The following is a 12,426-nucleotide window of genomic DNA, read 5'->3' on the forward strand; positions in this document are numbered from 1 at the left end:
ATATGGCATTTGAAGGCTTATCAGAACGCCTGCAAGCGACGATGCAAAAAATGCGTGGTAAGGGTAAACTTACTGAAGCTGATATAAAGATAATGATGCGTGAAGTAAGATTAGCGTTACTTGAGGCTGACGTAAACTTTAAAGTGGTAAAAGAATTTATTAAAACAGTATCAGAACGCGCATTAGGTTCCGATGTAATGCAATCATTAACACCAGGGCAACAAGTTATTAAAATAGTTCAAGATGAATTAACGAAGTTGATGGGTGGAGAAAATACATCGATTAATATGTCAAATAAACCACCTACTGTTGTTATGATGGTTGGTTTACAAGGTGCTGGTAAAACAACAACTGCAGGTAAATTAGCATTATTGATGCGTAAAAAATACAACAAAAAACCTATGTTAGTTGCAGCAGATATTTATCGTCCAGCAGCGATAAATCAATTACAAACAGTAGGGAAACAAATTGATATTCCTGTATACAGTGAAGGAGATCAAGTAAAGCCACAACAAATTGTAACTAATGCATTAAAACATGCTAAAGAAGAACATTTAGACTTTGTAATTATTGATACAGCAGGTCGATTACACATCGATGAAGCATTGATGAACGAATTAAAAGAAGTAAAAGACATTGCTAAACCAAACGAAATTATGTTAGTTGTCGATTCAATGACGGGTCAAGATGCTGTCAATGTTGCAGAATCTTTTGACGATCAACTTGATGTCACAGGTGTTACCTTAACTAAATTAGATGGTGATACACGTGGTGGTGCAGCTTTATCTATTCGTTCGGTGACACAAAAACCAATTAAATTTGTTGGTATGAGTGAAAAGTTAGATGGTTTAGAGCTATTCCATCCTGAACGTATGGCATCACGTATTTTAGGTATGGGTGATGTGTTAAGTTTAATTGAAAAAGCGCAACAAGATGTGGATCAAGAAAAAGCAAAAGATTTAGAGAAAAAGATGCGTGAGTCATCATTTACTTTAGATGATTTTTTAGAACAACTTGATCAGGTGAAAAATTTAGGACCACTGGATGATATTATGAAAATGATTCCAGGTATGAATAAAATGAAAGGTCTAGATAAGCTTAATATGAGTGAAAAGCAAATTGATCATATTAAAGCGATTATCCAGTCAATGACGCCGGCTGAAAGAAACAATCCAGACACATTGAATGTATCACGTAAAAAGCGTATTGCTAAAGGTTCTGGTCGTTCATTACAAGAAGTCAATCGTTTGATGAAACAATTTAACGATATGAAGAAAATGATGAAACAATTCACTGGTGGCGGTAAAGGTAAAAAAGGTAAACGCAATCAAATGCAAAATATGTTAAAAGGTATGAATTTACCGTTTTAATTATTAATTTAACACGCTGATTTTTGTTGCAATTAGATGTGCATCCCGAAAGTTATACTAAAGAATATAACTTTATGGGGTGCATATTTTTAGATACACAATAATAATTCAAAACTGAAATAGCTGATTTGCTAGAACATGAGGTTATTGTTGCTAATATTAATAAGTTATATTGGTGGAACGTGTGCGTTAGAAGTCGTACCATTCATGTCCTTACGAGATAAATTAACTAAACACGTATATGGTGAAATTTACTATGAATTTTTATAACCTATTAACAGTCTAATTTAGTAATCGCATAGTTATTTTTGTAAGAAAAAGGTTCAATAAATTTCTAGGTAAAGAAAAAACTCTTTACAAACATTCATACACCTGTTAATATTATTTCTTGTAGAAAATAAAAATTAAAACATGACTTAAAGGAGATTTTATAAATGGCAGTTAAAATTCGTTTAACACGTTTAGGTTCAAAAAGAAATCCATTCTATCGTATCGTAGTAGCAGATGCTCGTTCTCCACGTGACGGACGTATCATCGAACAAATCGGTACTTATAACCCAACGAGCGCTAATGCTCCAGAGATTAAAGTTGACGAAGCGTTAGCTTTAAAATGGTTAAATGATGGTGCGAAACCAACTGATACAGTTCACAATATCTTATCAAAAGAAGGTATTATGAAAAAATTTGACGAACAAAAGAAAGCTAAGTAATTTAGCGTAAAATTGTTCTAACAATAAGAATAACTCGTTTACACTGACAGTTATTACTCAATGATACGTTGGGAATATCACATGTTAGTAATATAGAACGTATTGGGTACCATAATGGTGCCCTTTTTCTTTGAATTATTTTCAATTAAAATAGAAGTGTTCAAAGCATAGAGTTGGAGGTAATAGAATGAGAGTTGAAGTTGGTCAAATTGTTAACACACATGGTATTAAAGGTGAAATTAAAGTGAAATCCAATTCAGACTTTACAGACGTTCGTTTTCAACCCGGTCAAGTGCTGACAGTTGTGCATAACAATAACGACCTTAAATATACTGTTAAGTCACATAGAGTGCATAAAGGGCTTCATATGCTCACATTTGAAGGTATTAATAATATTAATGATATTGAGCATCTAAAAGGGAGTTCTATTTATCAAGAGCGTGATCATGAAGATATCGTACTTGAGGAAAATGAATTTTATTATTCAGATATTATAGGATGTACAGTTTTTGATGATCAAGAAACACCAATAGGTCGTGTAATTAATATATTTGAAACAGGTGCGAATGATGTGTGGGTGATTAAAGGATCTAAAGAATATTTGATTCCTTATATTGCTGATGTTGTAAAAGAAGTGGATGTTGAAAATAAAAAAATTATCATCACGCCAATGGAAGGATTGTTGGATTAATGAAAATTGATTATTTAACTTTATTTCCTGAAATGTTTGATGGTGTTTTAAATCATTCAATTATGAAACGTGCCCAAGAAAACAATAAATTACAAATCAATACGGTTAATTTTAGAGATTATGCAATTAACAAGCACAATCAAGTAGATGATTATCCGTATGGTGGCGGACAAGGTATGGTGTTAAAGCCTGAACCTGTTTTTAATGCGATGGAAGACTTAGATGTCACAGAACAAACACGCGTTATTTTAATGTGTCCACAAGGCGAGCCATTTTCACATCAGAAAGCTGTTGAATTAAGCAAGGCTGACCACATTGTTTTCATATGTGGGCATTATGAAGGTTACGATGAACGTATCCGAACACATCTTGTCACAGATGAAATATCAATGGGTGACTATGTTTTAACAGGTGGAGAATTGCCAGCGATGACCATGACTGATGCTATTGTTAGACTTATTCCAGGTGTTTTAGGTAATGAACAGTCACATCAAGACGATTCATTTTCTGATGGGTTATTAGAGTTTCCGCAATATACACGTCCGCGTGAATTTAAGGGTCTAACAGTTCCAGATGTTTTATTGTCTGGAAATCATGCCAATATTGATGCATGGAGACATGAGCAAAAGTTGATCCGCACATATAATAAAAGACCTGACTTAATTGAAAAATATCCATTAACTAATGCAGATAAGCAAATATTAGAAAGATATAAAATAGGATTGAAAAAAGGTTAGTATTGTGCTAACATAATCTGAGTGTGGAAACACAAAAATCACTATGATCCGCTGCTATATATTTGTCGAGGCAAGAACATAGGTTGAAGAGGAGAATTTATAATGACAAATCACAAATTAATCGAAGCAGTAACTAAATCACAATTACGTACAGACTTACCAAGTTTCCGTCCTGGTGATACTTTACGTGTACACGTACGTATCATTGAGGGTACTCGTGAGCGTATCCAAGTATTCGAAGGCGTTGTAATTAAACGTCGTGGCGGTGGCGTTTCTGAAACGTTTACAGTTCGTAAAATTTCATCAGGTGTTGGCGTGGAACGTACATTCCCATTACACACACCAAAAATTGAAAAAATCGAAGTTAAACGTCGTGGTAAAGTACGTCGTGCTAAATTATATTACTTACGTAGTTTACGTGGTAAAGCTGCTAGAATCCAAGAAATTCGTTAATCAGCATTTAAACAAAGCTATGTATGAGTCATATTCGACTCAAACAACAAAGCCATCTAGATCACTTTTATGGAGTGATCTAGATGGCTTTTTTTGCTGTTTTGTTAATGTGAAGTTGATAATGTAATTGTTTTTCGCTTCTTTATTCATAACGTGTTTGCTCAAAATGGTTATATAAAAAAAATCTACTAAGTGCCATTGAAAAGGACTTAGTAGATTTATTAAATATATGCGTAGCAACATTATTTTTGTCTTGCCCATCTCGTGAAAATTATACTACATATAATGCCAAATATAGTAATTGTTATAAGTAAATAATAGTATGGTGGGGTATAGCTCAATTGAATCTTTGTTATATTTTTAGGTGCTTTAATGCCGGTCATAACACCATTTACTTGTTCAACTTTAAGACTTTGATCACCTGATGTCGCTTTCATACCTTGATTATATGCTGTTGGCAAAACAATATACCCAGATGAATTTTTATTTTTAGTAATAGTATAACCTTGCTTTGTCTTACTAACTTTGACAGCCTCTAATGAATTTGAAGCGTCTTTAAGCGTGGTATAATCTTCGCCGTATATCCCTTTTAAATTTACACGATACTTACCTTTAGGCAATGATAATCTAATCCTATCTGAAACTTTAATAAGTATTGTTACGGGTGTTACAAAGCGTCGATATTTATAAGTGAGTTTATTTCTTTCTTGTGTATATTCATTCACTTTAACATCATGAGCTTTATCCGGCGAAAGTAATTCTAAATCCATTTCAAAATACAAATCTTTAAATTGATTAGAAACTGATTTTGGCAACTGTACAGTTAGACCACCATTATTTTGTTTAACTTGTAATAAATGTTTTGTAGGAGATTGCCAGGCTGCACTATTTAATTTAATTGTTGAATCTGATAGTAAATTTTTATTGGCTTTAAAATGTGTATTTACATCTTTAGTATTGTTAGAAACAATCCCTTGCAACATTGCTTGTTCTTTATCTAATGGAGATTTTAATTCTTTATTGGAAAAGACCTTATTTGTAATATGTGCACTTGGATAATGGATGGTATTTTTAGAATGAATCCAACGAACTTTATTGTCTTTGTGTTCAGAGTTAATTTTAAATCCATATGGTAAGTTGTCATCATGATTCACTCTAATTCGATCATTAACATTCCAAAGTGATAGTAAATTTTGACGATTGCCAAGTAGTCTATAAGTGCTGTTTTTATCAATTGGCATATTAATTTGGAGTGTCTTGTCATAATATTTTAAAATGTCTCCATCAAAAATACTAGAATATAATGAAATGCCATTATAATGATATATAAATGGTGAATTTAATGCATAGTCTGACATATAATCAATGCGATTAAATGGGCCTGTTGCATTTTGATTTATCTTTTTTATAAGCTGGTTTACATAGTTACTATGGTAATCATGTTGTTTCAACGTTGATAATGATTGTTGATAAGGTTTGATTGCCATATTTTTGTTGTTATCTAAAATGACGATTTGTTGAATCATAACGATTAATACTAATATTGCAACGGTTAATTTTTTATAACGCCATAAACTAAATTTTAAAATAACGGCAAGCACCATTAGCAGGATAATACCTACTATAAGTGCGAGTGGGTGTGTCGGTGATAGTAATACATAAAGTAATGCGATGATGCTTACTGGTATTGTTCTGATTAAATAATATTTCATATTTAATGTTGATAAATGTTGAATAAACAATCCGCAAAGAGCACTTGATGATAGTGCTAAGATATACACCCAACGCCTTTCTGGAAATGAAAAACCATTAAAAGCACTGTCGAAATACTGTGATAATGAACCAATAAATAATATCCATGTTACTATTGCGAAAAGTCTATAAAAGTAAAAACGATACAGTTTGAATGACAATAATGCAACGATAGTAAGAATTGAAATCGTAATGAAAAATCCATCGCTAAAGAAAAAATAATGATAATCAAGTGGTGTCAAAAATGGTATATCAACATTGGGATTTTGCTTTCTGTCATTTTCCAAAAACGCAGAAATGCCAGTGAATAAACCAAATACACTTGATAATACACTCAATACTGTAGCAGATATGACGCAAATTAATTTTTGTGTTCTAGAGACAATGTCATATTTGTAAGTGAAAATGAGTCGATATAAATAGTAGCAACCTATAATAATAGCTTGATAATAACTGAAATAAAAATTGCTAAATAGTGTTAAGGCAATCGCAACAATGAAAATACCGATTTTGCGTTGTTGAAAATATCTTTCCAATCCAAGAATCGATAATGGCAATAAATATAATAAATTTCCATAAAATGACCAAGTAAAATTAAAGTATATAACGACAGTTGACATGCCGTATAAAATCGTAGCGATCATATTTGTTGAGCGTTTAAAGTGTAATATTTTAAATAAGTAGAAGGTCACGACAAATGTTATGATAGCTCGTACCATAGCCATAATAAGTTGGTTTGTCGGCCAAAAATGTATTGTTGTCGGATTAAATATACCAACTGTTTCTCCTATTTTAATGAATAGAAAATTGAGCCACATTAAAGGTGACAGCGAATAATAATATGATAGTCCTTTCATATAATCGCCACCTAATCCAAACGATGCATCATATAAACTAGAAAAACTACTTAGATGTTCATACAAATACATTTGAAATGGCATCATTTGACGGAATCCATCTCCAGATCCACTAAAAACAGTACCATTCACAATATATTCATAGATATGAGTAGAAAATAAAATAAGCGTTAATATTACGCTCATGAAAGTTATGACCAAGAATTGTTTGACGTTTGAATTTGACCATTTTTTTTAACACAACATTATCCTCAACTTTCAAATTTAAAATTAAGTTTAACTGAAACTAAAGTTAATGAGGTTCTCGATAGGTAAAGACAAAGATGACTGTGGAACAGATACCTTATCATAGTTACTTAAACTTTGGATTATTTTTAGTTTATCATTAAACAAATATATTGAATAATAAAAATGTCATACTGTATTAATTGAATATCACCTAATAAGCAGCTTAGATTTAATAAATGATAATTTTTAATTATAGAAAACTTGGAATAATCACTCATACCTAAATCTAAAGCATTGTTAAGAAGTGTGACAATGTTAAAATAAATATAGTTGAATTAATGAATTTGTTCTATAATTAACAGGTTATAGATTTTAATAATGAGAAAAGAATTGACGAAAGTAAGGTGAATTGAATGGTTATTCAATGGTATCCAGGACATATGGCGAAAGCCAAAAGAGAAGTAAGTGAACAATTAAAAAAAGTAGATGTAGTGTTTGAACTAGTAGATGCAAGAATTCCATATAGTTCAAGAAACCCTATGATAGATGAAGTTATTAACCAAAAACCACGTGTTGTTATATTAAATAAAAAAGATATGTCTAATTTAAATGAGATGTCAAAATGGGAACAATTTTTTATTGATAAAGGATACTATCCTGTATCAGTGGATGCTAAGCACGGTAAAAATTTAAAGAAAGTGGAAGCTGCAGCAATTAAGGCGACTGCTGAAAAATTTGAACGTGAAAAAGCAAAAGGACTTAAGCCAAGAGCGATTAGAGCGATGATTGTTGGAATTCCAAATGTTGGTAAATCCACATTAATAAATAAATTGGCAAAGCGTAGTATTGCACAGACTGGTAATAAACCAGGTGTGACCAAACAACAACAATGGATTAAAGTTGGTAATGCATTACAACTATTAGATACACCAGGGATTCTTTGGCCTAAATTTGAAGATGAAGAAGTCGGTAAGAAGTTGAGTTTAACAGGCGCGATTAAAGATAGTATTGTGCACTTAGATGAAGTTGCCATCTATGGTCTGAACTTTTTAATTCAAAATGATTTAGCACGCTTAAAAGCACATTATAAAATCGAAGTTCCTGATGATGCAGAAATCATAGCGTGGTTTGATGCGATAGGGAAAAAACGTGGCTTAATTCGACGTGGTAATGAAATTGATTACGAAGCAGTCATTGAACTGATTATTTATGATATTCGAAATGCTAAAATAGGAAATTATTGTTTTGATATTTTTAAAGATATGACTGAGGAATTAGCAAATGACGCTAACAATTAAAGAAGTAACGCAGTTGATTAATGCGGTTAATACAATAGAAGAATTAGAAAATCATGAATGCTTTTTAGATGAGCGAAAAGGTGTACAAAATACCATAGCCAGACGAAGAAAAGCGTTAGAAAAAGAACAAACTTTAAAAGAAAAGTATGTTGAAATGACTTACTTTGAAAATGAAATATTAAAAGAGAATCCTAATGCTATTATTTGTGGTATTGATGAAGTTGGAAGAGGACCTTTAGCAGGTCCAGTCGTTGCATGTGCAACAATTTTAAATTCAAATCACAATTATTTGGGCCTTGATGACTCGAAAAAAGTACCTGTTACGAAACGTTTAGAATTAAATGAAGCACTAAAAAATGAAGTTACTGCTTTTGCATATGGTATCGCGACAGCTGAAGAAATAGATGAATTTAATATTTATAAAGCAACTCAAATCGCCATGCAGCGAGCTATTGATGGATTATCAGTACAACCAACGCATTTATTGATAGACGCGATGACGCTTGATAATGCACTGACTCAAGTATCTTTAATCAAGGGTGATGCAAGAAGTGTATCTATTGCAGCTGCAAGCATCATGGCAAAGGTTTTTCGTGATGATTATATGACACAGTTATCTAAAGATTATCCTGAATATGGTTTTGAAAAAAATGCGGGTTACGGTACCAAACAACATTTACTAGCAATCGATGATATTGGCATTATGAAAGAGCATAGAAAAAGCTTTGAACCTATAAAATCATTAATGTAAATCGTAAAATTCAATTAAATGATAAAAAAGTAGCATTTAAGTTTACAATAGCGCTTACATTTTTTATAATTGTAAGGGAACTTAACCTAAGTAACAGGAGGATGGAAGATGAATATCCACGAGTATCAAGGTAAAGAAATATTTCGTTCAATGGGCGTTGCAGTTCCAGAAGGACGAGTAGCATTTACTGCTGAAGAAGCGGTGGAGAAAGCAAAAGAATTAAATTCTGATGTATATGTTGTAAAAGCACAAATTCATGCTGGAGGTAGAGGTAAAGCAGGCGGAGTAAAAATTGCTAAATCTTTATCTGAGGTAGAAACATATGCAAAAGAATTATTAGGGAAAACTTTGGTGACACATCAAACTGGTCCAGAAGGTAAAGAAATTAAGCGTTTATATATCGAAGAAGGTTGTGCTATTCAAAAAGAATATTACGTTGGATTCGTTATTGATCGTGCGACTGACCAAGTAACATTGATGGCGTCTGAAGAAGGGGGCACTGAGATTGAAGAAGTTGCTGCGAAGACTCCTGAAAAGATCTTCAAAGAAACTATCGATCCAGTAATCGGACTTTCACCATTCCAAGCAAGACGAATTGCGTTTAATATTAATATTCCTAAAGAATCTGTTAACAAAGCTGCTAAATTCTTATTAGCACTTTATAATGTATTCATTGAAAAAGATTGTTCAATCGTAGAAATCAACCCATTAGTTACAACAGCTGATGGTGATGTATTGGCATTAGATGCTAAAATTAATTTTGATGATAATGCATTATTCAGACATAAAGATGTTGTAGAATTACGTGATTTAGAAGAAGAAGATCCGAAAGAGATTGAAGCGTCTAAACATGATTTATCATACATTGCATTAGATGGTGACATCGGATGTATGGTGAATGGTGCAGGTTTAGCCATGGCAACAATGGATACGATTAATCATTTCGGTGGAAACCCAGCCAATTTCTTAGATGCAGGCGGAAGCGCTACTAGAGAAAAAGTAACTGAAGCATTTAAAATCATTTTAGGTGATGAAAATGTTAAAGGTATTTTTGTAAACATTTTCGGTGGCATTATGAAATGTGATGTTATCGCAGAAGGTATCGTTGAAGCTGTAAAAGAAGTAGATTTAACTTTACCACTAGTTGTACGCTTAGAAGGTACAAATGTTGAGTTAGGTAAAAAAATCTTAAAAGACTCAGGATTAGCAATTGAACCAGCAGCAACAATGGCTGAAGGTGCACAAAAAATTGTTAAACTAGTCAAAGAAGCATAAGGAAAGGATGGGAGCACTAAGATGAGTGTATTTATAGATAAGAATAGTAAAGTAATGGTACAAGGTATTACAGGGTCTACTGCCCTTTTCCATACAAAACAAATGCTTGATTATGGTACGAAAATAGTAGCAGGTGTGACGCCTGGTAAAGGTGGTCAAGTTGTTGAAGGCGTTCCTGTTTTCAACACTGTTGAAGAAGCTAAAAATGAAACTGGGGCAACGGTTTCAGTCATTTACGTTCCAGCACCATTTGCTGCAGACTCAATTTTAGAAGCAGCTGATGCAGACTTAGATATGGTTATTTGTATCACTGAACATATTCCTGTATTAGACATGGTTAAAGTTAAACGCTACTTACAAGGTAGAAAAACACGTTTAGTTGGTCCAAACTGTCCAGGTGTGATTACAGCAGATGAATGTAAAATTGGTATTATGCCTGGCTATATTCACAAAAAAGGTCATGTTGGCGTAGTATCACGTTCAGGTACACTAACATATGAAGCAGTGCACCAATTGACTGAAGAAGGTATTGGTCAAACTACAGCTGTTGGTATTGGTGGAGACCCAGTCAACGGAACAAACTTTATTGATGTTTTAAAAGCATTCAATGAAGATGACGAAACGAAAGCAGTTGTTATGATTGGTGAAATCGGTGGTACAGCTGAAGAAGAAGCAGCTGAATGGATTAAAGCGAATATGACAAAACCAGTTGTAGGCTTTATCGGTGGACAAACAGCACCTCCTGGAAAACGTATGGGACATGCTGGTGCAATCATTTCAGGTGGTAAAGGTACTGCTGAAGAAAAAATTAAAACATTAAATAGTTGTGGTGTGAAAACAGCGGCAACACCTTCAGAAATTGGTTCAACATTAATTGAAGCTGCTAAAGAAGCAGGTATTTATGAATCATTATTAACAGTTAATAAATAAAGTTAAAAGATGATATAAATGGCTATAGCCCATTCCGATACTTTATAAAAGTATCGGAAATGGGCTATTTGTCGTGCGATGAATTTTAGTACGCTTTTCATATTTTGAAAAGGCAAGTTAATTATTTTACCTCCTTTAATAGCTTTCTAAAACAAAGCAAATTTTTTATTAGAATATATAGTGCACTATGTTATAATATTTATATATTATTGTAAGGAGTGTTTCATCATGAATAAACAACAAAGTAAAGTACGCTATTCAATTAGAAAAGTTAGTATTGGAATTTTGTCAATTTCAATAGGTATGTTTTTGGCATTGGGTATGTCGAACAAAGCATATGCAGATGAAATTGATAAATCTAAAGATTTTACAAGAGCGTATGAGCAAAATGTATTCGCGAAATCAGAGTTAAATGCTAATAAAAATACGACAAAAGACAAAATAAAAAATGAAGCTGTTGTTAAAACATCGGACACAAGTTTAAAGTTAGACAACAAATCAGCAATTTCAAATGGAAATGAAATTAATCAAGATATAAAGATTTCAAATACTCCGAAAAACTCAAGCCAAGGTAACAATCTAGTTGTTAATAACAATGAACCTACTAAAGAAATTAAAATTGCAAACTTGGAAGCTCAAAATTCTAATCAGAAGAAAGTGAATAAAGGTACTAATAATTACTTTGGTTACTACAGTTTTAGAGAAGCTCCAAAAACACAAATCTATACTGTAAAAAAAGGTGACACACTTAGTGCTATAGCATTAAAATACAAAACTACAGTTTCAAATATTCAAAATACAAATAATATAGCAAATCCTAATTTAATATTTATTGGTCAAAAATTAAAAGTGCCAATGACACCATTAGTAGAACCAAAACCAAAAACAGTGTCTTCAAATAATAAAAGTAATAGTAATAACAGTACATTAAATTATTTGAAAACATTAGAGAATAGAGGATGGGATTTCGACGGTAGTTATGGATGGCAATGTTTCGATTTAGTCAATGTATATTGGAATCATCTTTATGGTCATGGATTAAAAGGATATGGAGCTAAAGATATACCATATGCAAATAATTTTAATAGTGAAGCTAAAATTTATCACAACACACCAACTTTCAAAGCTGAACCTGGGGACTTAGTGGTTTTTAGTGGAAGATTTGGTGGAGGATATGGTCATACAGCTATTGTCTTAAATGGTGATTATGATGGAAAATTAATGAAGTTCCAAAGTTTAGATCAAAACTGGAATAATGGTGGATGGCGTAAAGCAGAGGTTGCACATAAAGTTGTTCATAATTATGAAAATGATATGATTTTTATTAGACCATTTAAAAAAGCATAATTTAAATCGAAGGCAGGACATTGAAAT

The 12,426-nt window shown here is 32.4% G+C and carries 11 protein-coding genes; 10 read left to right on the forward strand and 1 reads right to left on the reverse strand.

From position 1 onward, the window contains the following. Nucleotides 1-2: 2 nt before the first annotated feature. The 5 genes from ffh (at nt 3) to rplS (ending at nt 3,961) form a co-directional block, all read left to right on the forward strand. Nucleotides 3-1,370: a signal recognition particle protein gene (gene ffh / locus HMPREF2658_RS03410; RefSeq protein WP_000863474.1), complete on the forward strand. Its 1,368-nt coding sequence runs from the start codon at nt 3-5 to the stop codon at nt 1,368-1,370. Between the two features lie 434 nt (nt 1,371-1,804). Continuing rightward, nucleotides 1,805-2,080: a 30S ribosomal protein S16 gene (rpsP, locus tag HMPREF2658_RS03415; protein WP_000268754.1), complete on the forward strand. Its 276-nt coding sequence runs from the start codon at nt 1,805-1,807 to the stop codon at nt 2,078-2,080. A gap of 187 nt (nt 2,081-2,267) precedes the next feature. After that, nucleotides 2,268-2,771 carry a ribosome maturation factor RimM gene (gene rimM, locus HMPREF2658_RS03420; protein WP_001261993.1) on the forward strand — a complete coding sequence of 168 codons (504 nt, stop codon included), beginning with the start codon at nt 2,268-2,270 and terminating at the stop codon, nt 2,769-2,771. Further along, entirely contained in the window at nt 2,771-3,508 is a 738-nt protein-coding gene (trmD, locus tag HMPREF2658_RS03425) for a tRNA (guanosine(37)-N1)-methyltransferase TrmD (protein WP_000687328.1), read from the forward strand. The genes rimM and trmD overlap by 1 nt, the downstream gene beginning before the upstream one ends. A 102-nt stretch (nt 3,509-3,610) precedes the next feature. After that, complete coding sequence (gene rplS, locus HMPREF2658_RS03430) at nt 3,611-3,961, forward strand: 50S ribosomal protein L19 (protein WP_000181404.1); 351 nt, start codon at nt 3,611-3,613, stop codon at nt 3,959-3,961. 242 nt (nt 3,962-4,203) lie between these two features. Here rplS and yfhO read toward each other — a convergent pair whose 3' ends face one another. Further along, nucleotides 4,204-6,756 carry a lipoteichoic acid-specific glycosyltransferase YfhO gene (gene yfhO / locus HMPREF2658_RS03440; protein ID WP_070854200.1) on the reverse strand — a complete coding sequence of 851 codons (2,553 nt, stop codon included), beginning with the start codon at nt 6,754-6,756 and terminating at the stop codon, nt 4,204-4,206. 455 nt (nt 6,757-7,211) lie between these two features. Between yfhO and ylqF the strand changes: the two genes are divergently transcribed. The 5 genes from ylqF (at nt 7,212) to HMPREF2658_RS03465 (ending at nt 12,399) form a co-directional block, all read left to right on the forward strand. Further along, the gene (gene ylqF / locus HMPREF2658_RS03445; protein ID WP_000236716.1) at nt 7,212-8,096 is read left to right on the forward strand and encodes a ribosome biogenesis GTPase YlqF; all 885 of its coding nucleotides are present in this window, start codon (nt 7,212-7,214) and stop codon (nt 8,094-8,096) included. Next, complete coding sequence (locus HMPREF2658_RS03450) at nt 8,080-8,847, forward strand: ribonuclease HII (RefSeq protein ID WP_000176404.1); 768 nt, start codon at nt 8,080-8,082, stop codon at nt 8,845-8,847. Before ylqF ends, HMPREF2658_RS03450 begins: the two co-directional genes overlap by 17 nt. Before the next feature lie 108 nt (nt 8,848-8,955). Further along, complete coding sequence (gene sucC / locus HMPREF2658_RS03455) at nt 8,956-10,122, forward strand: ADP-forming succinate--CoA ligase subunit beta (RefSeq protein ID WP_001020801.1); 1,167 nt, start codon at nt 8,956-8,958, stop codon at nt 10,120-10,122. Between the two features lie 21 nt (nt 10,123-10,143). Next, nucleotides 10,144-11,052: a succinate--CoA ligase subunit alpha gene (sucD, locus tag HMPREF2658_RS03460; RefSeq protein ID WP_000110245.1), complete on the forward strand. Its 909-nt coding sequence runs from the start codon at nt 10,144-10,146 to the stop codon at nt 11,050-11,052. Nucleotides 11,053-11,280: 228 nt separating this feature from the next. After that, entirely contained in the window at nt 11,281-12,399 is a 1,119-nt protein-coding gene (locus HMPREF2658_RS03465; protein ID WP_001041652.1) for a LysM peptidoglycan-binding domain-containing protein, read from the forward strand. Nucleotides 12,400-12,426: the final 27 nt, after the last annotated feature.

The organism is Staphylococcus sp. HMSC062H10, assembly GCF_001836945.1.
Classification (GTDB): Bacteria; Bacillota; Bacilli; order Staphylococcales; family Staphylococcaceae; genus Staphylococcus; species Staphylococcus aureus.